Annotated in this window: 21 protein-coding genes; 13 read left to right on the top strand and 8 right to left on the bottom strand. The window is 58.3% G+C overall.

Features of this window, described 5'->3' with window-relative positions; translation table 11 throughout:
- Window positions 1-156 precede the first annotated feature (156 nt).
- Together poxB and mrdA are read right to left on the bottom strand one after the other, a co-directional pair.
- Window positions 157-1,875: a ubiquinone-dependent pyruvate dehydrogenase gene (gene poxB, locus CKW31_RS19970; protein ID WP_095098933.1), complete on the bottom strand. Its 1,719-nt coding sequence runs from the start codon at window positions 1,873-1,875 to the stop codon at window positions 157-159.
- A gap of 234 nt (window positions 1,876-2,109) precedes the next feature.
- A complete protein-coding gene (mrdA, locus tag CKW31_RS19965; protein WP_095098930.1) occupies window positions 2,110-3,999 on the bottom strand; it encodes a penicillin-binding protein 2 in 1,890 nt (629 codons plus the stop codon).
- A 547-nt stretch (window positions 4,000-4,546) separates the two neighbouring features.
- Here mrdA and CKW31_RS19960 point away from each other — a divergent pair.
- From CKW31_RS19960 to CKW31_RS19950, 3 genes are read left to right on the top strand one after another with little or no spacing between them, the layout of a single operon-like run.
- The gene (locus CKW31_RS19960; protein WP_095098927.1) at window positions 4,547-5,296 is read left to right on the top strand and encodes a gluconate 2-dehydrogenase subunit 3 family protein; all 750 of its coding nucleotides are present in this window, start codon (window positions 4,547-4,549) and stop codon (window positions 5,294-5,296) included.
- A 5-nt stretch (window positions 5,297-5,301) separates the two neighbouring features.
- Window positions 5,302-7,065 (top strand): GMC family oxidoreductase, encoded by a 1,764-nt coding sequence (locus CKW31_RS19955; protein WP_095098924.1) that lies wholly within the window; start codon window positions 5,302-5,304, stop codon window positions 7,063-7,065.
- Window positions 7,062-8,288 carry a cytochrome c gene (locus CKW31_RS19950; RefSeq protein ID WP_095098921.1) on the top strand — a complete coding sequence of 409 codons (1,227 nt, stop codon included), beginning with the start codon at window positions 7,062-7,064 and terminating at the stop codon, window positions 8,286-8,288. Before CKW31_RS19955 ends, CKW31_RS19950 begins: the two co-directional genes overlap by 4 nt.
- A 208-nt stretch (window positions 8,289-8,496) precedes the next feature.
- On the opposite strand, the gene CKW31_RS19945 is transcribed toward CKW31_RS19950, so the two are convergent.
- On the bottom strand, window positions 8,497-8,868 hold the full coding sequence (locus CKW31_RS19945) for a winged helix-turn-helix transcriptional regulator (RefSeq protein WP_371856790.1): 372 nt from the start codon (window positions 8,866-8,868) through the stop codon (window positions 8,497-8,499).
- Between the two features lie 131 nt (window positions 8,869-8,999).
- Between CKW31_RS19945 and CKW31_RS19940 the strand changes: the two genes are divergently transcribed.
- The 4 genes from CKW31_RS19940 to CKW31_RS19925 all read left to right on the top strand — a co-directional run bounded on the left by CKW31_RS19940 (window position 9,000) and on the right by CKW31_RS19925 (window position 13,226).
- The gene (locus CKW31_RS19940) at window positions 9,000-9,857 is read left to right on the top strand and encodes an SDR family oxidoreductase (RefSeq protein WP_095098915.1); all 858 of its coding nucleotides are present in this window, start codon (window positions 9,000-9,002) and stop codon (window positions 9,855-9,857) included.
- A gap of 157 nt (window positions 9,858-10,014) precedes the next feature.
- The gene (locus tag CKW31_RS19935; protein WP_095098911.1) at window positions 10,015-10,326 is read left to right on the top strand and encodes an RcnB family protein; all 312 of its coding nucleotides are present in this window, start codon (window positions 10,015-10,017) and stop codon (window positions 10,324-10,326) included.
- A 457-nt stretch (window positions 10,327-10,783) separates the two neighbouring features.
- On the top strand, window positions 10,784-12,214 hold the full coding sequence (locus tag CKW31_RS19930) for a PLP-dependent aminotransferase family protein (RefSeq protein ID WP_095098908.1): 1,431 nt from the start codon (window positions 10,784-10,786) through the stop codon (window positions 12,212-12,214).
- Between the two features lie 190 nt (window positions 12,215-12,404).
- Window positions 12,405-13,226: an AraC family transcriptional regulator gene (locus tag CKW31_RS19925; protein WP_095098905.1), complete on the top strand. Its 822-nt coding sequence runs from the start codon at window positions 12,405-12,407 to the stop codon at window positions 13,224-13,226.
- 4 nt (window positions 13,227-13,230) lie between these two features.
- Here CKW31_RS19925 and CKW31_RS19920 read toward each other — a convergent pair whose 3' ends face one another.
- Window positions 13,231-13,818 (bottom strand): LysE family translocator, encoded by a 588-nt coding sequence (locus CKW31_RS19920; protein ID WP_176469926.1) that lies wholly within the window; start codon window positions 13,816-13,818, stop codon window positions 13,231-13,233.
- Between the two features lie 191 nt (window positions 13,819-14,009).
- Here CKW31_RS19920 and CKW31_RS19915 point away from each other — a divergent pair, with 191 nt between their 5' ends.
- Together CKW31_RS19915 and CKW31_RS19910 are read left to right on the top strand one after the other, a co-directional pair.
- A complete protein-coding gene (locus tag CKW31_RS19915; protein WP_027900216.1) occupies window positions 14,010-14,210 on the top strand; it encodes a hypothetical protein in 201 nt (66 codons plus the stop codon).
- 119 nt (window positions 14,211-14,329) lie between these two features.
- Entirely contained in the window at window positions 14,330-14,539 is a 210-nt protein-coding gene (locus CKW31_RS19910; protein WP_095098902.1) for a hypothetical protein, read from the top strand.
- A gap of 1 nt (window position 14,540) precedes the next feature.
- Here the strand turns inward: CKW31_RS19910 and CKW31_RS19905 are convergent, their stop codons facing one another.
- The gene (locus tag CKW31_RS19905) at window positions 14,541-16,013 is read right to left on the bottom strand and encodes an MFS transporter (RefSeq protein WP_256582673.1); all 1,473 of its coding nucleotides are present in this window, start codon (window positions 16,011-16,013) and stop codon (window positions 14,541-14,543) included.
- 145 nt (window positions 16,014-16,158) lie between these two features.
- Entirely contained in the window at window positions 16,159-17,466 is a 1,308-nt protein-coding gene (locus CKW31_RS19900) for an Nramp family divalent metal transporter (protein ID WP_176469932.1), read from the bottom strand.
- A gap of 516 nt (window positions 17,467-17,982) precedes the next feature.
- Between CKW31_RS19900 and CKW31_RS19895 the strand changes: the two genes are divergently transcribed.
- Together CKW31_RS19895 and CKW31_RS30460 are read left to right on the top strand one after the other, a co-directional pair.
- Complete coding sequence (locus CKW31_RS19895) at window positions 17,983-19,422, top strand: MFS transporter (protein WP_095098895.1); 1,440 nt, start codon at window positions 17,983-17,985, stop codon at window positions 19,420-19,422.
- The gene (locus CKW31_RS30460; RefSeq protein ID WP_371856786.1) at window positions 19,419-19,547 is read left to right on the top strand and encodes a hypothetical protein; all 129 of its coding nucleotides are present in this window, start codon (window positions 19,419-19,421) and stop codon (window positions 19,545-19,547) included. Before CKW31_RS19895 ends, CKW31_RS30460 begins: the two co-directional genes overlap by 4 nt.
- Here CKW31_RS30460 and CKW31_RS19890 read toward each other — a convergent pair.
- Together CKW31_RS19890 and norR are read right to left on the bottom strand one after the other, a co-directional pair.
- On the bottom strand, window positions 19,499-19,723 hold the full coding sequence (locus CKW31_RS19890) for a DUF6555 family protein (protein ID WP_027900221.1): 225 nt from the start codon (window positions 19,721-19,723) through the stop codon (window positions 19,499-19,501). The two genes, CKW31_RS30460 and CKW31_RS19890, sit on opposite strands and share 49 nt — an antisense overlap.
- A gap of 158 nt (window positions 19,724-19,881) precedes the next feature.
- Entirely contained in the window at window positions 19,882-21,438 is a 1,557-nt protein-coding gene (gene norR, locus CKW31_RS19885; RefSeq protein ID WP_256582671.1) for a nitric oxide reductase transcriptional regulator NorR, read from the bottom strand.
- A 448-nt stretch (window positions 21,439-21,886) separates the two neighbouring features.
- On the opposite strand from norR, the gene CKW31_RS19880 reads away from it, so the two are divergent.
- Window positions 21,887-23,350, top strand: coding sequence for a UbiA family prenyltransferase (locus tag CKW31_RS19880; RefSeq protein ID WP_095098892.1), 1,464 nt, complete (start codon window positions 21,887-21,889; stop codon window positions 23,348-23,350).
- A complete protein-coding gene (locus CKW31_RS19875) occupies window positions 23,347-24,663 on the top strand; it encodes an FAD-binding oxidoreductase (RefSeq protein ID WP_095098886.1) in 1,317 nt (438 codons plus the stop codon). Before CKW31_RS19880 ends, CKW31_RS19875 begins: the two co-directional genes overlap by 4 nt.
- Window positions 24,664-24,665 lie beyond the last annotated feature (2 nt).

The following is a 24,665-nucleotide window of genomic DNA, read 5'->3' as shown; positions in this document are numbered from 1 at the left end:
GGCTTTTATTGCGACTCAGAACGGTGCGGGGGAAATGAACAATGCGCTTTCAACGGGCAAAAATTTCAGCGGAACGCCGCCGAAAAGCCAGAAAGACCGCGTTTCGCACGCGGCGTTTTTACGGCCTTTCGGCAGCGCATCAGGGCAGGAAGCAGATCAACGCAAATTCGTTTTCACCAACTCAAACACCTCATCCCCACGCCCGCTCAACACGGCGCGCATCATGTACAGGCTAAAGCCTTTGGCCTGGGCCAGTTTGATTTTTGGCGGGATGCCCAGTTCCTGTTTGGCGGTGACGACATCCAGCAATACCGGCCCCGGATGATCGAACGCCTTGCGCAAGGCAGCAGGCAACTCTTCAGCACTCTCCACGCGAATACCCAGAATGCCAGCGCCCAACGCGATACCGGCGAAATTGGTCTCGTACAGATCAGTACCATGAGGAACGTAGCCGCTGGCTTTCATTTCCATGTCCACGAAGCCCAGCGAGCTGTTGTTGAACACCACCATTTTGATCGGCAGGTCCAGCTGACGCACGCTGAGCAGATCGCCCATCAGCATCGACAATCCGCCATCACCGCATAGGGAAATCACCTGACGATCCGGATGCGCCGCTTTTGCCCCCAGCGCTTGCGGCATCGCGTTAGCCATGGAGCCATGGTTGAACGAGCCCAGCAAACTGCGCTTGCCGTTCATGTGCAGGTAGCGCGCCGCCCACAGCGTTGGCGTGCCGACGTCGACACTGAAGATGGCATCGGCATCCGCCTGCTCGTCAATCAAACGGGTCAGGTACTGCGGATGAATAGGGTTGCCGGGCGCCGACGGCGTGGCCAGATCATCCAGCCCTTCCCGTGACTTGGCGTAATGCTTGAGCGCCTTGTCGAGGAAACGGCGGTCTTCCTGACGATTCAGTTTGGGCAGCAGCGCGGCAAGGGTTTCTTTCACGCCGCCGGTCAACCCCAGAGCAATCGGCGTGCGTCGGCCCAGGGCGGTGGGGTCGATGTCGATCTGGACGATTTTGGCGTCCGTCGGGTAGAAATTCCGGTACGGAAAACTACTGCCCAGAATCACCAGCGTGTCGCAGGACAGCATGGCGTGATAACCCGAGCTGAAACCGATCAGCCCGGTCATGCCGACATCGAACGGGTTGTCATACTCGACATATTGCTTGCCGCGCAGAGCATGCACCACGGGCGCGCCAAGGCGGTCGGCCAGGGCGACCATCTCGTCATGGGCCCCGGCGCAACCGGCACCGCACAACAAGGTGACCGCTTTGGATTCATTGAGGATGTCGGCCAGTTGCTGAATATCCGGCTCGCTCGGCGTGACCGTTGGAGGCGCGGTCGCCACCCATTTGGCCAGCGCGTCAGGGGCATCGCTCAGGGCGACGTCGCCTGGCAACACAATCACCGCAACGCCACGCTGACCAATCGCGGCACGCATGGCGCGCTCCAGCACCCGGGGAAATTGCTCAGGGGTGCTGACCAGTTCGACGAAGTGGCTGCACTCCTTGAAGAGTTCCTGGGGATGGGTTTCCTGAAAATAACCCAGGCCGACTTCCGACGACGGGATATGTGCCGCGATCGCCAATACCGGAACCTGATTGCGATGGCAGTCATAGAGTCCGTTGATCAAGTGCAGATTACCCGGCCCGCAACTGCCCGCGCACACCGCCAGCTTGCCCGTGCTCGCCGCTTCAGCACCGGCGGCGAAGGCTGCGACTTCTTCGTGGCGGGTGTGCATCCAGCGGATGGAGTCGATTCTTTCCAGGCTATCGGTCAGGCCATTGAGGCTGTCGCCGCTCACCCCCCAGATACGGTTGACGCCAGCACTGGCGAGGGTTTGAGCGAGGTGATCGGCAATGGTTTTGGACATGCTGGTTTCCTTGTCGAGACAGATGGAAAACGTAGCCAGTGTCTTGGTACGCATCAGTCATCGACAGGCTGTGGGGCGCACAGTTCAGCTTGTGGTGCACTATCCCGAACTCAACGGTAGGAGCGAACTTGTTCGCGAGGCGGCAGGACTGAATCACCGCATCAAGCCTCCTCGCCAACAAGTTGCCTCCTACCTAAAGCAGTCAGCAGAAGAGACAGTGCCTAAGCTGAAAACCTACACATGTGGCTCACCCGGTTTGGCGGGTGCCGCGTATTGCGGCTTCAGCTTGCCGTCCTTGTCCAACAGCCAGGCGTCGAGGATTTCCCTGACGACGGGGCCGGCGACCCGACCGCCCGCCTCGCCGTTCTCGATCATGACTGCCACCACGATCTTCGGATGATCGGCCGGTGCAAAACCGACGAACAAGGCGTTGTCCCGATTGCGTTCGAGGGTCTTGGCGCGGTCATAGCGCTCGCCCTGCTTGATCGCCACCACCTGCGCGGTACCACTTTTACCGGCGATGCGGTACTGCGCGCCCTGCGCCGCTGCACGGGCGATGCCGCGGGGATCGTGCATGACCATCTGCATGCCGATGTTGACCTGATTCCACTCGCCGGGATCATGCAGCACGATGTTCGGCATCGGGTGTTCGTCCACCGGAGCGCTACCGCCGACTTCCATGGCCAGGTGTGGGCGCACCCAAACGCCCTTGTTGGCGATCAACGACGTAGCTTGCGCCAGTTGCAACGGCGTGACCTGCATGTAGCCCTGACCGATGCCGAGAATCACGGTTTCACCGGGGAACCACGCCTGACGTCGGGTGGCACGTTTCCATTGCCGCGACGGCATCAGCCCCGCTGACTCCTCGAACATGTCCAGCGAGACCTTTTGGCCCAGACCAAACATGGTCATGTAGTCGTACATGCGGTCGATGCCCAGCTTGTGCGCCAGGGTGTAGAAGTAGGTGTCATTGGAACGCATGATCGCCGCGTCCATGTCCACCCAGCCATCGCCGCTGTGGTTCCAGTTGCGGTATTTGTGATCAAAGTCCGGCAACTGGAAATAACCGGGGTCGAAGACTTTGGTAGAGGCGTTCACGACGCCACTGTCGAGACCGGCAATCGCCACTTCTGGCTTGATGGTCGAGCCCGGTGCATAGAGGCCACGCAGGACCCGGTTGAACAACGGGCGATCGATGGAATCTCGCAACGCCGCGTATTCCTTGAAGCTGATCCCGGTGACAAACAGGTTTGGATCGAAGCTTGGTTTGCTGACCATCGCCAGCACCTGACCGGTGGCCGGGTCCAGCGCCACCACCGAACCACGACGGTCCCCGAGCGCGGCTTCCGCAGCTTCCTGCAGGTGAATATCCAGGCTCAACGTGATGTTCTTGCCCGGTACCGGGTCGGTGTGTTTTAGCACCCGCAACACCCGACCCTGCGCATTGGTCTCGACTTCTTCATAGCCGACCTTGCCGTGCAATTCGGACTCATAGAACCGTTCGATGCCGGTCTTGCCGATGGACTGAGTGCCGCGGTATTCAACTGAATCCAGTTGTTTGGCTTCTTTCTCGTTGATCCGCCCGACGTACCCTATGGAGTGGGCAAAGTGCGCGCCCAACGGGTAATGCCGCACGAACTGAGGCTCGACGTCGATACCCGGCAGCAGGTACTGATTCACCGCCAGCACAGCGATCTGCTCTTCGGTCAGCTCGTACAACAAGGTCACGGGCTCGAACGGGTGACGCACTTGTTTGAGGTCTTTATCGAAGAGGATGCGCTCCTCCTCGGGCAGTTTGAGCAGCACCATCACTTCATCAATGACTTTGTGCCAATCCCCTGCCCGCTCGCGGGTGAGCGTCATGTTGTAGCTGGGCCGGTTATCCGCCAGTACCACTCCGTTCCGGTCGTAGATCAAACCGCGCTCGGGGGCGATGGGCAGAACGTGTACACGGTTGTTTTCAGAGATGGTCGAGTGATAGGCGAACTCGGTGACTTGCAGGAAATACATCCGCGCCACGAGACACGCGCTCAAGATGGCCACGAGCAATGCGCAGGCGATCAACCGCTTGTTGACCAGCCGGGCATCTTTTTCGTGATCCTTCAAAGGAATTGGATCGGGCATTTCTACAGCTTCTCTTTAAATGGCAAAAATTCGCGATGTGCATTGCCTGACACGACGCTTCGCCACAAGTTGGCTCCTACAGGGTATTGCGCACGATCTGTAGGAGCCAACTTGTTGGCGAGGCGCCTGATCGCCGCACACTGGCCGCGCAGAAAATGTATGAGGAGATATTTCCGTACACGACAGGGTGCGCACGATACCAAGAAGTGCCTGTCCACGGAGGATTTGTCTTGTCTGCTTGGCATGAACGGTCGAGAAACAGCCGAAGATTATTACCCTGAGCGCAACAGTCCATTGTGAAATGAGTGCGGCGCAACGTTTGGCAACATATCTATCATGGCGGACGTGCGGAAAAGATGATCGCGGAATCTGGCTGTTGCCTGCTTAGCATGCGCTTCGGGCTTACCGATTTGCCAGAGACCTAATGTCACACCCTCACGTGAGTTTTCAGTGTCCCTCAGTCGGACAAACACCGTGTATTGACCGCGACACGCCAACTGCCGATGGGACCCGCTCCTGTCGTATGCGTTCGCAGGAGCCTCAAAAAATGCCTGACCTGCCACCAAAAGGCCTGACCCGCCGCCAACTGCTGGTGTCCTCTGCCACCACCCTGGCCGCCGGGGCCGCCGCCAGCGCCAAGGCCGCCACCCTCACTGGCGTGCCGCAATGGGTGCCTTTCGATCACAACGGCCCGATGCATTACGAAACGCCGGGCTGGCAGTTCTTCACAGCTGAAGAAGCCCATGAAGTCGAAGCCATCGTCGAGCGCCTGATCCCTGCGGATGACCTCAGCGTCAGCGGTAAAGACGCCGGATGCGCCGTCTTCATCGACCGCCAGCTGGCGGGTGAGTACGGCACTTTTGATCGCCTGTACATGCAGGGCCCGTTCGAAAACGGTACGCCGATGCAGGGTGATCAATCGCCACTGGTGCCCCGTGAGCGTTATCGCCTCGGCATTGCTGCCCTGACCCGGTACTGCCAGAAGCAGTTTCAGAAAACCTTCAGCGCCCTGGGCGACGAAGAGCGGGACAAGGTTCTTACCAGCCTGGAAAAAGGTGCAGTGGAGCTCGAAGGCATCGACGCGAAGCTGTTCTTCCAGCAAGTGCTGGGCAACACCATGGAAGGCTTCTTTGCCGACCCCGTCTACGGCGGCAACCGCGACATGGTGTCGTGGAAAATGATCGGCTTTCCCGGCGCCCGTTATGACTACCGCGATTACGTCAGACGGCATAACCAGAAGCTCGACCTCACACCGATATCGATCATCGGCAGCTCTGCCTGGCAAAAGAAGGGTTAATCGACATGGCTAGAAAACTACCTTCCACCGATGTGGTGGTTGTCGGACTCGGCTGGGCCGGATCTATCATTGCCAATGAACTCGCCGATGAAGGCTTGAGCGTCATTGGCTTCGAACGCGGCCCGTGGCGCGACACGGCTGCGGACTTCAACATCGCCTCGGCAACTGACGAATTGCGCTATAGCCGCCGTCAGGACTTGATGGTTCGCCCAAAACAAAACGCCTGCACCATTCGCAACAACGTCACTGAAACCGCACTGCCGATGCGCACGTGGGGGTCTTTCCACCCAGGCAATGGCACTGGCGGCGCGGGCAACCACTGGGCGGGCATTACTTTCCGCTTTCAGCCCAATGAATTCCGTCTGCACAGCTACCTGACCGAGCGTTACGGCAAAGAGCTGCCTGCCGAGTTGACCCTGCAGGACTGGGGCACCGACTGGGAGGAGATGGAGCCGTTCTACACCAAGTTCGACCGACTGGCCGGTGTGTCCGGCAAGGCTGGCAACATCAAGGGCGTGATTCAGGAAGGCGGCAACACCTTCGAAGGTGCCCGCTCGGAGGAATACCCGAACCCGCCAACCGAACAGACCTATGCGCCAACGCTATTTGCCGAAGCTGCCCGCAATCTCGGTTACAAGCCTTTTCCGGTGCCCTCGGCACTGGTTTCCCGGGCTTACACCAACTCCTTGGGCGTGACCATGGGCGCATGCACCTTCTGCGGTTTCTGCACTAACTATGGCTGCGCCAACTATTCAAAGGCCAGCGCCATCACCACGGTCTTGCCGGTCCTGATCCGCAAGCCCAACTTCACCGCCCAGACCAACTGTGAAGTGCTGCGCGTGACCATGGACAGCACCGGCAAGCGTGCCACCGGGATCATCTTCGTCGATGCCAATGGTGAAGAGTTCGAGCAACCCGCAGACCTGGTCATCATCAGCGCATTCATCTTCGAAAACGTGCGTCTGATGCTGCTTTCCGGCGTCGGCAAGCCCTACGATCCGGTGACCAATACCGGCACCACCGGTCGCAACTACGCATACCAGACCGCCAACAGCGTGCAGATGTTCTTCGATGACAAGAACTTCAACCCGTTCATTGGCGGCGGTGCCATTGGCATGGGTATCGACGAGTTCAATAACGACAACTTCGACCACTCGGGTCTGGGTTTTGTCGGCGGCGGCAGCACGCGGGTAACGCCCATCGGCGCCGCCCCCATTGACGCGCGTCCGGTGCCGCCGGGCACACCCGCCTGGGGTTCACAGTGGAAGCAGGCGACAGTCAAGAACTACGCCAACACCATGTCCATCGGCTGTGAAGCCAGTAGTTACGCGACCCGCACCAACTACCTGTCACTGGACCCGACCTACAAGGATCCTCATGGTCGGCCGCTGTTGCGTATCACCTTCGACTTCCCGGAAAACGACCGCAAGATGGCCGCGTACGTGACGGGCAAGGTTCAGGAAATCGCCAAGAGCATGAACCCGCTACAGACCGTCCCGAAAGCGCAGACCGGGCACTGGAACAGCTCGCCCTATCAGTCGTCGCACATCGTCGGCGGTTTCATCATGGGGGCTGATCCGAAGACCAGTTCGGTGAACAAATACCTGCAAGTCTGGGATGTACCGAACCTGTTCGTGGTTGGCTCGTCGGCCTTCCCGCAGAACCCCGGCTACAACCCCACCGGCACTGTCGCAGCACTGGCCTTCAAGGCCGCCGATGCGATTCGCACCCGATATTTGAAACGCCCTGGGGAGATGATCCCGGCATGAAGACTCTTCTCTCTGTCTGCGTCGGCGTATTGGGCCTGACCCTCAACGTCGCACACGCCGCCACCGGGGCCGACTCGTACAACCTGGTGGAACAAGGCCGGTATCTGACCACCCTGGGCGACTGCACCGCCTGCCATACCTTGCCCGGCAAACCGGCGTTTTCCGGGGGCGTGGTGCTTGATACGCCGTTCGGCAAACTGCTGGGGGCCAATATCACGCCAGATCCGGTCACAGGCATCGGTCGCTGGACCTTCAACGACTTCCAGAACGCCATGTCCAAGGGACACGGCCTGGACGGCAAGCGTTTGTACGGAGCAATGCCCTACACCGCCTACACCAAGGTCACCCGTCAGGATAATCAGGCGATCTGGGCCTACCTGCAAACGCTGGATGCGGTGGACAACAAGGTTGAAACCAACCAGCTGCCCTTCCCGTTCAACGTGCGCACCAGCTTGTTGGCGTGGAACCTGATGAACTTCAAGGAAGGCGAATTCAAAGCCAATCCGCAGAAGTCCGAGCAGTGGAACCGCGGCGCCTATCTGGTGGAGGGTCTGGGGCATTGTGGCACCTGCCACACGCCTAAAGGCCTGACGGGTGGCGACAAGAACGATCAGTTCCTGACCGGTGCCAACCTGCAGAACTGGGTCGCGCCAAACATCACCGCCGACGCCCACAGCGGTATCGGTAGCTGGACCGAGGAAGACATCGTCAAGTATCTGAAGACCGGTGCCAACCGCTTCGATATCGCCTCAGGTCCAATGGCCGAGGAAGTCGAACATTCTTCGCAACACTGGAAGGATGCCGACCTGATGGCCGTGGCGGTCTACCTCAAGGATGGCGCGAAACCGGCTGCGCTCCCCAAAGCGCTGGACGCGAATGATCCGGCCATGGTTGCAGGCAAAACCATCTACGCTGACCGCTGTTCAGCCTGCCACGTGGGCAACGGTGAAGGTGCAGAAAACCTGTTCCCGAAACTGGCCATGGCGCCTCTGATCAACAGTGCCGACCCGTCGTCGATGATCCGCGTGGTGCTGGCAGGCAGTCGTGCCGGAGCCACCGATGCAGCCCCGACCGCACCGGCGATGCCTGCACTGGGGTGGGCGCTGTCCGATGACGACGTCGCCAACGTGCTGACCTACGTGCGCAACAGTTGGGGCAACGCCGCCCCTGCGGTGTCCAGTGCAGACGTGAAAACCGTCCGCGAGGCGCTGCAACCGAAATAAACGGTTCACCTCCCCTTTGCCCGGCCTCGTCATGTCGCCGGGCATTTTTTTGTCCGGGTGAAGCTGGTCTCAGAAATTACGGGGGACCTGTGGGAGCGGTGCTTGGTCTGGGCGGAATTCCGACGATAAGGCTGGACGCGGTTCTCTTCAGATCGCGTCCAGCCTTATCGCGGGCAAGCACCGCTCCCACAAGTTACTTCCACAAGTCTCAGGTCAATCTGGCTGAATCCACTTCCTCTCGCGCCGCCATGATGCGCGGCAGATTACCCTCGATCCAGTTCGCCAGATTCTCGACCTGCAACGCCACTTCCTCACCTAGCGGCGTCAGGCGGTATTCAACGTGTGGCGGCACCACCGGCAATGCCTTGCGCTCGACGAAACCGTCACCCTCCAGATGCTGCAATGTCTGCGAGAGCATTTTCTCGCTGACCCCGCCAATCTTGCGGCGCAGTTCACTGAAGCGGTGCATGCCGCTGCGCAGCACCACCAGCACCAATACGCCCCAGCGACTGCACACGTGATTGAGCACGATCCGCGACGGACAATCCGCCGCCATCAACTCGCCCGCCCGCGCTTCCATCACTGCCGCGAGCAGTGAACGGCTTTGCTGCTCTGATCCATTCATGACACTTACCTTTTCGTACGTACTTACGAAAGGTTAGCATCATGTCTATGCTCTGGCTTCCCTTGAATACATTGAAGGAACCAAGCATGTACGTTATTACCGGAGCAACCGGCCAATTGGGCCGTCTCGTCATTGAAAAGCTGCTGGCCAGCGTTCCTGCAGGGCAACTCATCGCCGCCGTGCGCAGCCCGGAAAAAGCCTCTGACCTCGCCGCATTGGGCGTGCAGGTGCGTCAAGCCGATTACTCGCAAGCTTCAACGCTGGACAGCGCGTTCAAAGGTGCCGAGAAGATTCTGCTGATTTCTTCCAATGAAATCGGCCAACGTGCCGCGCAGCATCAGGCGGTGATCGACGCCTCGAAACGTGCCAACGTCAAGCTGCTGGCGTATACCAGCGTTTTGCATGCTGACAATTCGCTGCTGGGGCTTGCGGAAGAACATCGCCAGACCGAAGCGGCGCTGCAGAAGTCCGGCGTGCCGTTCGTACTGTTGCGCAATGGCTGGTATACCGAGAACTACGCCGCGAGTATCCCGGCGGCACTGGAACATGGCGCAGTGTTCGGCAGCGCCGCTCAGGGCCGTATCAGCTCAGCCACCCGTGTTGACTATGCGGACGCAGCCGTGGCGGTGTTGACCTCGACTGAAAACCAGGCCGGTCGGGTTTATGAGTTGGCAGGTGACGACGCTTACACCCTGAGCGACTTTGCCGCCGAGATTTCGAAGCAAACGGGCAAAACCGTGCCGTATACCGACTTGCCGCAGACCGATTTTCAAGCCGCACTGATTCAGGCTGGCTTGCCAGGTAGCGTCGCTGAACTGCTGGCCGACTCGGATGCAGCCGCAGCCAAGGGTGCTCTAATCGATGACAGTCGCCAGTTGAGCGCCCTGATTGGTCGCCCCACTACGCCGCTTGCCACTGTCGTCGCGCAAACGCTGAAAAGCTGACGCCCCCCAATGCTCGCCCTGCGTCGTCAGGGCGAGCACTGGTTCACGGATCGACGACCCATCAGCCATAACCCAGCAATGAAACCGAATGATTTTTTTCGACAGTTGTCCTAGAGCTACGAACAGCGCATTACGCACTGAGCCTTAGGAGCTGTATATGAAGAGCAAATCACTCGTCGCCTGTCTGGCAATTCTTGGCTGTGTGTCTGTGACCAGCCTATCAGTCCAGGCTGCCGATGCCCCAGAGCCGACCATTGAGAAGTCCAAGGACAACATGCATGATCTGGAACTCGGCTCCCGCGCGCCTGAGAAATTCCGCCGTCCTGAAGAAGGTCTGAAAGACTGGAGCAAGCGTGGCCTGAAAGAGCCGGCCAAAGAATCCCAGTGGGTGCAGATCCACGACAAATATGTGCAGGTACAGCTCACCAACGGGCAAATCACCGAAATCGTGCCGGCAAAGAAAAAGTAAGAGCAATCGAATTGCAGGAGTGGCCCCGGTGTGCGTGACACAGCGCTGTCTCGCGGTAAACACTGGGTCCTGTAGGAGTGAGCTTGCTCGCGATGGCGGTCGAACTGTTGAGAAGTTATCGCCTGACCAAACGCTATCGCGAGCAAGCTCACTCCTACAAAAAAGTAGCTGAATTCAAATAGTTATTTTGTGTTTGATGAGAGCCGTCGAAGGCTGAGAAAACGATGTATCTGATGATACCGCTATCGCAGCCTTCGGCAGCTCCTACAACAATTTTGCGTACACACCTCTCAACTCCTCTCTGCGCATCCCGTTAATCCAGCTACCCCCTCCTCCAGCATGCTAAATACCTCCTGCCTTTGAAACACTTCTACCGAAGCTGATTGCCGAACCCGGAGAGCCCTGAAAGAATCAGCGGCCTTTCAAACCGTGCGTCGCGGTTGGCCCGGAGCAAGCGATGGAATTGCACATTGTCATCAAAGGTCGCAAGGACCTGGCAAACCAGCTCTACGACCAATTGCGTGACAACATCGAATCCGGTCGGCTCGCCGCGGGTGTGCAGTTACCGCCCAGCCGTCTGTTGGCGGTGCAACTGGGTCTGTCACGTAAAACCATCTCGGACGCCTACTCACGCCTGACCTACGAGAACTTTCTGGTGGGCAAGAGGGGCAGCGGCACCTTCGTCAACAGCCTGGCGACCGCGCAGTCCCGCAAGCAGGAAACCTGTGACCTCGCCAGTGCGGCAGTTCTGGAGAAATGGCAAAGCCTGGAGCTGGGCCTGCGCCACCCTGCTGTAGAGGACACCCGACGCGGCGACTTCATTGGCGGCGCGGTCAGTCACAGTCATTTTCCCGCTGAAGAATGGCGACGCTGCGTGCAGCATGCCTTGCGGCAACTGGCGAAAACACCCGGTCTGTACAGTCAGCCGCAAGGCCTGGAGATTCTGCGCAAGGCCATTGCCGGACATATCGCGTTCGCCCGCGGCGTGCGTTGCGTGGCCGATGACATTGTTGTGTGTAACGGCGCGCAACAGGCGCTGGACCTTATTTCACGAGTGCTGATCGAGCCCGGCTGTCACGTTGCCATGGAGGATCCGGGCTATAGACCGGCCCGTCTATTATTCTCCGCCCAAGGCGCAAAAGTGATTGGCGTTCCGGTGGACGCCGACGGCATGCAGGTGGATGCAATTCCGGAAGATGCACGGTTTATCTACGTCACGCCGTCGCACCAGATGCCACTGGGCATGCCCATGACCGCGGCCCGTCGTCAGGCCTTGCTGGACAAAGCGCGGCGTATCGGCGCGATCATCATTGAGGATGACTACGACAGCGAATTCCGCTACGAAGGCCAGCCCACCGACTCGCTGCAGAGCATGGATCGCCACGGCATAGTCGCCTACGTCGGGACGTTCTCGAAAACCCTGTTGCCGGAGCTGCGTCTGGGTTACGCCGTGTTACCCGCCGCCATTTACGCAGCAGTGATCAAGGCCCGGCAATTGACCGACTGGCACACCAGCACCTTGAATCAATGGGCACTGGCTAAATTTATCGACGACGGCTTACTGCAAAAACATATTCGTCGCTGCCACGGGATCTACGCCGGGCGTCGGGAACGCATTCTTTCGCGGCTGGCGACGGACCTTGCGCCCTGGTTTGAAGCCATTCCGGCCACGGCGGGCTTTCACATGGCGCTGTGGTGCAAGGTGCCACTGGATGTCGAGCGGCTCATCAAACAGGCTCGCCAGCATGACGTCGGCATTTACTCACTGACGCCGTATTACCAGTCCACACCTGATCGCGCCGGAATCTATCTGGGCTTTGGCGCCATCGAAACCCTGGACATCGACCCGGCGCTGGACCGGCTGCGGGCTTTGCTGCAAACGTTTTGATGTTGGCTAAGATGCGCTAATCTCTGGAAGCGCCATTTGCTCTCGTCGTACCGGACGACGTGGGACCGGCTTTAGCCGGGAAGAAGAGCTTACAACCGATGAATTTGCGGTGTGTGAAATGCCCCTTCCCGGCTAAAGCCGGTCCCACGACCGATCACTCATGAAAAATTGCAGACGGATCGATAACCCCATGAATCCACAACCACAAGCGCCCTACTTCTGGCGTGACGAGCAGTTGCCTTTCATCGAGGCACGTTCGGTGGGCGATGGGCGCAAGCTGTGTTATGCCAAGCACTCCCATGAAGTGTTTTCCATCGGGGCGATCACTGCCGGGCAAAGCACTTACCTTCATGAGAAAAGCAGCCAGCACGTGCGTGCGGGCACAGTGGTGCTGATGAACCCCGGCGACGTCCATGCCTGCAATCCCATTGCCGATCAGCACTGGTCATACCTGATGCTGTACGTCGATACCCAGTGGCTGACCGGCCTGCAACATGAACTGGGTCTTGATGGAAACCATGATTTCCAGCCAATTGCGCAAACCCACAGCACTGCACCTGGCCTGTTCAGGGGCCTGAATAACCTCTACGCGACGCTGATCGACCGTCAGGCTGAGGTTCTGCACAAGCAATGCACCGCCATAGCGTTCTTCAGCCAGATGCAGCACACCCTGGGCACCCACTCTATTCGCCCGGAGCTGGCAACCCAGCGGGTCGAACGCGTGGCGCAGTACATCAATGACAACTTCAAACGGCCCATTACCCTCGAAGACATGTGCAACGCGGCCAGTTTGTCCGGTTCGTATCTGATCCGCGCTTTCGAACAGCGTTACCACATGACGCCCCACGCGTACCTGATCAACCGCCGCATCCAGCACGCTCGCACTCAACTCAAAAACGGCAGCCTGATTGCTGACGTGGCTCACGAATTGGGCTTTGCCGATCAGGCGCACTTCCAACGGGCATTCAAGAAACATCTGGCCGCGACGCCAGGGCAATATCGCCTGCAATAATCGATCAGTAAGCCAGCAGGTAAACCGCGCAGCCCACCAGCAGCAGCGCCATGCTGCGGTTGAAAACGCGGATGCCCAGCGCACTTTTCAAGTATTGACGCAGAAACGTCCCGGCAAACGCCCAGCATGCCAGGGAGAGATAGCAGATCACGAAATAGATCGCCGCGAACTGCCAGATGAGCCGCGTTTCGCCACTGGCAACAAACGCTCCCATCCCTGCAATACACGCCAGCCACGCCTTGGGGTTCAGCCACTGCATCACCGCCCCCACCAGCATCGACGGCTTGTCACCTTCACGTTCTACGTCCAGCTGCCCGTTATCCAGGGCCAGTTTCCAGGCCATATACAGCAGAAAAGCCACCCCGGCCCACTTGATTGCGAGGGTCAGAAATGGCAAATGCAGCAGCGTTTCATGCAGGCCGAAGCCGATCAGAATCAACAACAGCGTGAAACCCAGCGTGGCACCAGTAACGTGCAGCAGCGCCGAGCCCAGGCCGTAACGCGCCCCCGAACTCAATGCCACGATATTTACCGGTCCCGGGGTGATTGAGGAAGCCAGCGCAAAGGCTGCCATGGACACCAACACACTCATTTGAACACCTTCAACTTGATCTGAAATGACGTGATCAAGGTAAGGATCGGTGTCGACGGCGTATTGAATAAAATCACCCACTGAGCCGTGCCCACTGACTCTCGTGGCAGGAATCAGGCAGAATGGCCCGCATTGGACAGGCGGTCATGACAAGCCAGCCGTAAGGTGCCTTCATTTGCAGAGCGCAACCCATGAACAGTTTTGAAGAATCGATCATCGCCGCGGCTCAGGACGCGACGCCGAACAACACAGAAGCAGAGCGGGAACAAGCCAAGGCCGCGGCCATTGAAGCTGTTGCCCAGATCATGCAAACCACAACGGGGCTGCAACGCACTCTGGCATTGGCTGCTTTGCTGGACTCCTACTCCGAGTCCGATCTGGAAGACGAATAAAAAGCACGCGACAAATGTGATAAATTTGCGCAATATATCAATTAGCCATCTTTTTGCTTTGATGGTTGACCTTGACCTGGACGTCAATGCCATTCGGCCCCTGACTTCTGGAGTCTCTGTTGAAAATCGAAGAACTGAAAAACATCCAGAGCGATCTGCACAGCACTGCTGACGATCTCGAAGGTGTTTCCCTGCATTTATCCGGGCACCTGCTGTATTTGCAGCACTCCGTTCATGCGCGAGATGCAAAAGAGGTCGGTCAGCAGATCGATAAGCTGCAAGCGTCCGTAGATGACTTGCGCGATGTCGCCCAGCGCATCGATTGCTGATTCAGTCTTTGGCCTGGGATAACGGCCGGGCGACATCCTCCAGCGACTTGCGCTCAGCCGCAACGCCCCACACCCCCTGCACTCCCGCGGCAATCAGCATCAGTGCTGCGCCAATCAGGTAGCCGATCAGCACGTTGCTGCGGTCCTGGGTCTGAATCAACTCACCAAACAGTGTCGGCCCGATGATCCCACCCAGGCCGGTGCCGAAGGCGTAGAACACTGCAATCGCCAAGGCGCGGATCTCCAGCGGGAAGGTCTCCGCCACGGTCAGGTACGCCGAACTGGCCGCCGCCGAGGCGAAGAAGAAAATCACCATCCAGGCCACCGCTTGCTGTGTGACGTCGAGCAAGCCCTGCTGGAACAGATAACCGCTGATGGCCAATAACACACCGGACACTGCGTAGGTCAGGCTGATCATCACTCGGCGACCAATCACGTCGAACAGCCGCCCCAGCAACAGTGGACCGCAAAAATTACCCAGTGCCAGCGGCAACACGTACCAGCCGACTTGCTCGGCGGGCACGTTGTAGAAATCGGTGAGTACCAGCGCGTAGGTGAAGAAGATCGCGTTGTAGAAAAATGCCTGAGCGGTCAGCAACGTCATGCCCACCAGCGCTCGCTGACGGAAGCTGACAAACAGGGTGTGGAAGATTTCCCTGATGGGCGTGTGATCCCGGGCATGCAGGCGCAAGGGTTTACCCGTTAACGGCGCAAGTTCGTGGCCTTGCGCGCGAAGGCGGTTCTCGATCTGCTCAACAATGCGTGTCGCCTCCTCGGTTTGCCCATGGATCAACAGCCAGCGCGGGCTTTCCGGCAACCACAGGCGCATGAACAGAATCAGCAGCCCCAATGCCGCGCCAATGCCGAAACAGAGCCGCCAGCCGAGGTCGCCGCCTACCCACTGCGGATCCAGCAACACGATCGAGCCTCCAGCGCCCAACGCCGCACCGAGCCAGAACGTGCCGTTAATGGTCAGATCGACCCAGCCCCGGTAGCGCGCCGGGGTGAATTCCTGGATGGTCGAGTTGATCGCGGTGTACTCACCGCCAATGCCCATTCCCGTAAGAAAACGGAACAGCAGGAAGCTGCCCAGACTGAACGAGAAGGCAGTTGCCGCCGTGGCACCGACATACAGCAGCAACGTGATGAAGAACAGCTTGCGTCGCCCCAGACGGTCCGTCAGCCAGCCGAACAACAACGCGCCCAGCACCGCCCCGGCAATGTACACAGCCCCTGCCAGGCCAATATCGCTATTGGACATCTGCAGCGCCGGACTGCTTTTCAGCGCACCGGATACCGAACCTGCCAGCGTCACTTCAAGACCGTCGAGTAGCCAGGTGATGCCAAGGGCAAACACCAGGAGGGTATGAAAACGCCCCCAGGGCAAACGATCCAGCCGTGCCGGGAGATCGGTTTCGAAGATCTGGCCTTGGCGGCTTGCATCAGGAGGCGTAAGTGAAGCTGTGCTGGTCAATAGCCGCTCCATTTTTAGGAGTACACAGGGCAACTCGCAATCAGCAAGGTCATTGTAGGAGCTGCCGAAGGCTGCGAAGAGGGTGTGTCAGATATAACGCTTTCGCAGCCTTCGGCAGCTCCTACAGGATAAAAGTTCAGCGCTTTCAGCTCACCCAAAACCACATCAACGTCAGATTCGCAGCCGAGATCAATCCAAACAGGCCCCAGGCCGCAATCTTGACGGTGAGGCTGTTGACGAACGGTCCCATCAATTGCCGGTCGCTGGTGAAGCGGATCAGCGGCCACAGTGCAAATGGAAGTTGCAGGCTGAGCACAACCTGACTGAGCACCAGCATCTTGCCTACCGCGCCATCGCCCAGCCAGATCACCCCGATCAGCGCCGGGATCAAGGCCAGACCACGAGTGATCAAGCGACGTTGCCAGCACGGAATCTTCGCCTGGAGAAAGCCTTCAAGCACGACTTGCCCGGCGATGGTGCCGGTGAACGTCGAACTCTGTCCGGCCGCCAACAAGGCGATACCAAACAAAACGCTGGCTACCGCCCCGCCCACCAAAGGATCCAGCAGGTGGTAAGCATCCTGAATTTCCACCACATCGGTGTGCCCACTCTTGTGGAACGCGGCCGCTGCGAGGATCAGGATCGCGGCGTTGATCAACAGCGCCAGACTCAGGGAAGCGATGGTGTCCAGTCGCGCGAACTTGATCGCGCTGGCTTTACTGGCGTCATCGTCACCATTGACCCTGGTCTGCACCAATGACGAATGCAGGTAGAGGTTATGAGGCATGACCGTTGCGCCGAGAATACCGATGGCCAGATAAAGCGGTTCCTGATTGCTGAGCACGTCCCAAGTGGGCTTCAGACCTGCGGCGACGTCCGGCCAGAACGGTTTGATCAGCACCAGTTCTACCGTGAAGCAGGCACCAATCGTGGCGATCAGGCCCAGTATGATGGCTTCCAGGCGGCGGAAATTGGCACCTTGCAGTGCCAGCACGATTACTGTGTCGAAAGCGGTAAGGACTACCCCAGTGGTGATCGACACACCTAACAACAGGTGAAACGCCAACGCTGCGCCGAGCACTTCAGCCAGGTCAGTGGCAAGAATCGACAGTTCCGCCAGCAGCCACTGCCCTTTCGCAACGCCTGGGCTGTAACGCGAGGCGGATAATTGCGCCAGGTCTCGACCAGTGGCGATGCCCAATCGCGAACACAAATTCTGCAAGACCATGCCGGACAGACTCGCCAGCAGTACCACAAACAACAACGCGTAACCGAATCGCGACCCGGCTTCAATAGCGGTGGCCCAATTGCCCGGATCCATGTAGCCAATGGAAACCAGCAGGCCAGGGCCGATAAACAACAGCATCTTGCGCGCCAACGAGGCATTGGCCGGAATGGCAACGCTGTCGGTGACAGCCGATGGGCAAAATGGAGCGGTGGCGGTAGTGGGCAGTTTGAACTTCACAGGAAACCAGACTGGCAGCAGAGCGGAAGACAATATTAAAGATTCGTGACATATCTTGATACAGCCATCCGCACAGCCAACGCTGGTCCTGTTGCAGCGTGGCTTGCCCGCGAATCAGCCGACCCGGTAGATCAGATGCGCAGCGTTATCGTTCTTCGCGGGCAGTCTCCCATATGAGATTGCGCTCTTGCGTAGGACCGGCTTTAGCCGGTCCTACGGGACTGCGCAGCACCTGTGGGAGCCGGGCTTGCCCGCGATAATCTGTAAACCCAATCGCGGGCAAGCCCTGCTCCCACTGGTTCTGCGTTCCAACGGGTAGTAGTGTGGTGACCTGCAAAATTTTTATTCAAGCTAATAACTTCTACAAATAAATCTTCAAGACCAAAAAACTAAATTTTCTAGCAATTTTTCACCAACCAAAATCCAAACCAAGCCAAAAGCAGCAATCATTACAAATTGTAAACCCGCTACCATACGCCATCAAAAAATAATGGATGCCTGTGTATGTCCTCCCCTTCTACTGCGAACTCTTCGCCGACCGATGCAGCCGACGACGGTCCCGATCCGGTCCGTGCCGCTCAGATCTCGGCGCGAATAGATCGTCTGCCGGCCGTCGCCACGGTCTGGAAACTGGTGGCGCTGCTGTCTATCGGTGGTTTTTTCGAGCTTTACGACTTGTTCCAGACGGCCTACATCAGCCCTGGCCTTCTGCGTGACGGAATCTTCGCCACGGGCGCCCAAGGTGTTTTCGGCTTTTCAGATCAGGCAGCCTTTGCCTCGGCGACTTTTCTAGGCCTGTTTCTGGGTGCGAGCCTGCTAAGCCCCATCGCGGACCGATTTGGCCGTCGGGCGATTTTTACCTTCGCGTTGATCTGGTACACCATCGCCACCGTATTGATGGGCATTCAGACTGATGCACTGGGCATTATCTGCATGCGGTTTCTGGTGGGGATCGGTCTGGGGATCGAACTGGTCACCATCGACGCTTACCTGTCGGAGCTGGTGCCCAAACGCATGCGCAGCTCGGCGTTTGCATTTGCCTTCTTTATCCAGTTTCTGTCAGTGCCCGCTGTGGCGCTGATGTCATGGTGGCTGGTGCCACAAGCGCCGTTCGGCATCTCCGGCTGGCGCTGGGTGGTGCTCGCCAGTGCGGTATTTGCGTTGTTTATCTGGTGGCTACGCTCACGTCTGCCGGAGTCGCCACGCTGGCTGGCGCAACACGGCCGCTTCGACGAAGCCGAACGCATCATGGATGACATCGAAGCACGCTGCGAGCGCGACCATGGCAAGCCACTGGACGTCCCGGAACCGGAAGTGGTTGCCGTCTCGGGCAAGGGCCGCTTCGCGGACATCTGGCAGCCGCCTTATCGCCGTCGGGCATTGATGCTGATCGTGTTCCATGTGTTTCAGGCCATCGGCTTCTTCGGCTTTGGCAACTGGTTACCGGCGTTACTGTCCGGTCAGGGCGTCAGCGTGACCCACAGTCTGGGTTACGCGTTTATCATCACCCTTGCCTATCCGCTGGGTCCGCTGTTGTTCGTCAGGTTCGCCAACCGTTTTGAAAACAAATGGCAGATCGTCGGCTCGGCGTTGGGCTCAATGATTTTCGGCACCCTGTTCGCCTTTCAGACTTCAGCTGTCGGCCTGGTGTTCTGCGGGGTGATGATCACCTTCTGCAATGCATGGCTGAGCTTCAGCTATCACTCATACCAAGGGGAATTATTCCCCACCAACATTCGTGCCCGCGCCGTAGGCTTCTGCTATTCATTCAGCCGTCTGTCGACCGTGTTCAGCAGCTTGTTGATCGGTTTTTTTCTCGATCACTTCGGCACACCGGGGGTTCTGGCGTTCATCGTCAGCAGCATGTTGATCGTGATCATTACCATTGGCAGGTTCGGGCCGAAAACCCGCAATCTGGCCCTGGAGAATATTGCGCATCGATGATTCCACAGGCCGCAGGGTGCGCCCATTGCAGGCGCACCAGGCCGGCGTGTCGATCAGACAACACCGGCCAGGGTCTTCAACTTTGCAGCCATTCCACGTTAGTAATACCGAAGTGTTCCGCGTAAGGCTTGGAAACGCGGGGGACTTTTTCTGTTCGATATTTGGGGATACGTGCAATCCCTGCATCAACGCTGGCATGATGCCATGCTTCGGAATTATCCATGTGCTCAGCACTGATGTAGAAAGACTTGAACGCGCCGTTTAGCAAATAATCGATTCTGTAATGTTTGTACTGTGACATCCAGGCAGCGCCTCCTTGTTGGTTTGCTTAGTGCAATAGAGGACATCCCGTCTTTCCAAAAAATTCACTCTTTTTTCACAAATCGCGACCAATAACAGCTCGCCCTGTTCTACACGACTTGACGCCCTCATACGCTTGATTTGGCGTAAAAAAAGTGATTAGCGAATACCCAGACGCTTGGCCAGTCGGCTCAAGTTGGCACGATCAATCCCCAGTTCCCGCGCTACTTGGGCCCATTTGCCGTCGTGGCGCAACAGTGCGTGTTCAATCAGTTGTTTCTGATAAGCGTCCACCGCCACTTTCAAATTAGCCCCGGTATCCGGGAGTGAGCGCTTATCTTCTTGTAGTTTTGTGCTCACACTAAGCACCTCGTTTTCCAGGCCTAAAGCTTGCGCTTCGATGGTGAGAATACGTGGTCGCCCGGCACTGGACGACAGCGACTTCAGCACTGCCCGACTGATCAAGTGTTCCAGTTCGCGCACGTTACCTGGCCAGTGATAACCCAGCAGCAGCCTCTGCGCCTCGCTGTTGAGACGCAAACTGCGCAGCCCCATACGGGCGCGATTTTCTTCAAGGAAGTAGCCCGCCAGCAACAGGACATCGCGGCCACGCTCGCGCAATGGCGGAACCAGCAGCGGATAGACGCTCAGCCGATGGTACAAATCAGCGCGAAAACGGCCGGCGCGCACTTCTTCGGCAAGATCACGATTAGTGGCGGCGATGATCCGCACATCCACATGATGCTCCTGATCGGAACCCACCCGCTGCACCTGACCGCTCTGCAGGACGCGCAGCAACTTGGATTGCACAGACAATGGCAACTCGCCGACTTCATCGAGAAAGATAGTTCCGCCATTCGCCAGTTCAAACTTGCCGCTGCGACCGTTAACTGCCCCGGAAAACGCACCTTTGACATGGCCGAACAGTTCGCTCTCAACCAAGGTCTCCGGCAGCGCCGCACAGTTAAGGCTGATGAGCGGTTTATGCGCCCGAGGCGAGCCAAAGTGTATGGCCTCAGCGACCAACTCCTTGCCAACGCCGGTCTCACCCGTGATCAACACAGACAACAGGCTATTGCCTACCAGCTGAATTTCCTGAAGCAGGCGCTTGTGGACCGCGCTCTGACCAATCAACTCACGAGGCCCGCGTCCCCCGGCGGCACGTTTGTACACCTCAGCCAGTTGCCGTTGATCTTCGAACCCCCTTGCCAACTGGTTGATGCGTTCACTGGCGATCACCGTCGCGGCCGCCAGGCTGGCGAAGGCTTCGAGGTTATCCAGGTCGACCTGACCGAAACTCGATGACTCCAGAGAGTCGAGGGTGATCAGCCCCCAGGGTTTGCCCTGAAAATAAAGCGGGCACCCCAGGCAATCGTGAACTTCGAGTTGGCCGCCGTGGCCATCGACCAGTCCGTCGTAGGGGTCAGGCAAGTCACAGTCCATGGAGAAACGCGTCGGTCTGGGGTTTTCCAGCAGGATCTTCAGTCGCGGATGCTCTTCAACCCGAAAGCGCCGCCCGAGGGTATCAGCGCTCAGGCCTTCTACCGCTAAAGGGATCAGTACATCGCCTTCAAATTTGAGCAAGGCCACCGCGTCGCACGGCAAGAGTTCCCGCAATGCACTCAACAACCGTCGATAGCGCTCCTCGTCGGGCAGCTCGCGACTCAGGTCTGCCACCAGCGGCACAAGGGCACGTAACAGCGGATTGCTCATCATGACGGCGTTCCATCGACTGAAAACGCGGTCATTATGACTCGTCGGCTTATGGAATAGACAGCGGCCCTGCGGCGCCTCTCAAACAAACCATAAGCCACTGAATGGATGCGATTCCTATGTAGGAGCTGCCGAAGGCTGCGAAGCGATAACCCTGATAACCGCCCATCGCAGCCTTCGGCAGTTGCTACAGAGATCGCTTGGTTCACGGCGCAATCGCCTACAGATACGGTAAACGCAGTCAGAATTGACGCATAAATCCCGGACTGAAGATACCTGCTTAGTTGTAATCCTGATGAAACACTTGCCGCATCTATCAAGCCTTACAAAGACGGGATACTTTCTGACGCCAGCCCACTGACGATATAAAGCAACCTGTTTAGTTTTATTGAGGTGGCTTAATCACTCTTCCGTTTCATAGTGCGCTCACCCCCGGCAGGAGCGCACCGACATGGCCAGAATTCAGGGAAGAGTTCAACAAACTACTCCTCAACCTTTCCTCCCCTTAGTTGTCGATCTCGACGGCACGTTATTGCAGTCCGACTTGTTGATGGAAACCGCGATGACATTCGTTCGAAGTCATCCGCTACAAATCTATAAACTGTTTGGATGGTTGTTAAAGGGTAAAGCGGCGCTTAAAGAAGGTTTGGCGCTCAATACGCAGATTGACGTAACGGTATTGCCCTACGACCCGCAAGTGATCGAGTTGATCGAAGCCGAACGCGCCGCCGGACGGATGATCGTATTGGCCACTGCCAGCCACGACAGCCTGGCAAAACGCATCGCCGAACACTTGCAGTTGTTCGATCTGGTGGTGGCCTCCAATGCCGACCGCAACCTTTCAGCTCACACCAAGCGTGACCTGTTGGTGGGCCATTATGGTCAGAACGGATTCGATTACCTTGGCAACTCCATGGACGATCTGCCCATCTGGGATGCCGCCCGCGAGGCCATCGTGGTCAATCCTCTCCGGGGAGTAGAGAAAAAAGCCAAGGCCCAGGGCAACGTCAAAAACGTCATTCACTCCAATACCTCAAGCCTGCGCGACTGGCGCAAAGCGTTGCGTATGCACCAGTGGATGAAGAACGCGCTGATCTTCGTCCCCCTGCTCGCGGCGCATCAGTTTGGCAGAGCAGACCTGCTGCTAAACGGCGTCCTGGCCTTTCTGTTCTTCGGCCTGTGTGCGTCCAGCGTTTACGTGCTGAATGATCTGCTGGACCTGGCTGACGACCGTCACCACCAGAGCAAGCGCAAGCGCCCGTTCGCCAGCGGCAAGCTGTCGATCAAGTCCGGGCTGGTCATCGTGCCCGTGTTATTGATCTGCGCATTTGTCGGGTCCACCTTGCTGTTGCCCTGGCAGTTCTCCGCCGTACTCGCGGCGTATTACGGACTGACCCTGGCCTACTCGCTGAGTCTGAAGCGGCAGATGGTGCTGGATGTGATCGTCCTGGCGATGCTTTACACCGCCCGCATCCTGGCCGGTGCTGCCGCGTTCAGCCTGCCGCTGACGTTCTGGATTCTGGCTTTTTCAATGTTCATGTTTCTCAGCCTGGCATTGGTCAAGCGCTACGCCGAGCTGCGTGAGGCACGAGCCAAGGACTTGATGGACAAGGCGCGCGGCCGCGGCTACTACCCCGGCGACCTGGACATGATCGCCGCGCTGGGTGCGTCGTCCGGCCATCTGGCGGTGATGGTGCTCGCCCTCTACATCCACGAAGGCTCGACCGTCGCGATGTACGGCCATCCTCACGTCATCTGGCTGACCTGCCCCTTGCTGCTGTTCTGGATTACCCGGGTCTGGATGCTCACCCATCGCGGCCTGATGAACGATGACCCGGTGGTGTTCGCGATTCGCGACCGCATGAGCCAGGTGATCGGTGCCCTCTTCGTCCTCGTGTTCTGGATCGCTGCATGACTGAGCCCTTGTACTCCTGGGGTCGCTACCCGCGAACCGCGCAACACGGACATGCCTGTCCATGGATCGACGGCCTCACCGACCACATGCACAACGTCATCGATCGGCACCAGACCTGCCTGCCCTACGGTAACGGCCGCAGCTATGGCGACAGTTGCCTGGCTGCCAGCGATCAGGTACTGCACATGCGCGCACTGGATCGCTTCATTCGCGCCGACTGGAACACCGGCACCATCCGCGTGGAAGCAGGTGTCACCCTGGCCGAAATCCTCGCAGCGGCCATCCCTAATGGCTGGTTTTTGCCCGTCACGCCCGGCACTCAATTCGCCACGGTTGGCGGTGCCATCGCCAATGACGTACACGGCAAGAATCATCACCTGCGTGGCACATTCGGGAACCATGTCTTGCGTTTTGGCCTGTTGCGCCACGGCGAGACGGCGCGAATCTGTTCGCCGGTGGAAAATGCCCAACTGTTCGCCGCCAGTATTGGCGGTCTGGGTCTCACGGGCGTCATTAACTGGGCCGACCTGCAACTGATGCGGGTACGCTCCAGCCAGATTGACAGCACGGTGGTGCGCTTCGCCAACCTGGCCGAATTTTTCAGTCTTAGCGCGGAACTGGATCACCAGCACGAATACAGCGTGGCCTGGGTCGACTGTCTGGCCAAAGGTGCCAATACCGGGCGCGGCGTATTCATCGTCGGTGATCATGCGCGCTATGGCTCGCTTGAGGTCGAGCGCGGCAGCCGCCTGAAAATGCCGCTGACGCCGCCCGTCTCGCTGATCAATAACCTGTCACTGCGAGCTTTCAACTCGCTTTACTGGCGCGCGCATCCAGGCAAGCGAACCGCAAAACGCAGTGCCTACGAGCCCTTCTTCTACCCGCTGGATCGCATCATGCACTGGAACCGCATTTACGGCCGCCAAGGCTTTCAGCAGTACCAATGCGTGATTCCCGACGCCAACGCCGAAGCGGCCATGGCCGAGCTGCTCGGGGCTATCGCTGATTCAGGTCAGGGGTCTTTTCTCGCGGTGCTCAAGCGCTGCGGCGACATCGCCTCGCCCGGTTTGCTGTCGTTCCCCCTGCCCGGCACCTCGCTGGCACTGGATTTCCCCAACAGCAGTGATTTGCAGCACGTCCTGTTCCCGCGTCTGGACGCCATTGTCCGGTCCGCGGGCGGCCGCCTGTATCCGGCCAAGGACGCTCACATGAGTGGCAGTGATTTCCGTCAGGCATACCCCGCCTGGGAGCATCTGGAAGCACTGCGCGATTCCTCCCTGATGTCGCGCTTCTGGAAACGAGTGATTTTATGAAA

The organism is Pseudomonas sp. Irchel 3A5, assembly GCF_900187575.1.
GTDB classification, from domain to species: domain Bacteria; phylum Pseudomonadota; class Gammaproteobacteria; order Pseudomonadales; family Pseudomonadaceae; genus Aquipseudomonas; species Aquipseudomonas folii.
Note: the sequence above shows the minus strand (reverse complement) of the source record. Positions and strands in the feature narration are given on the sequence as shown.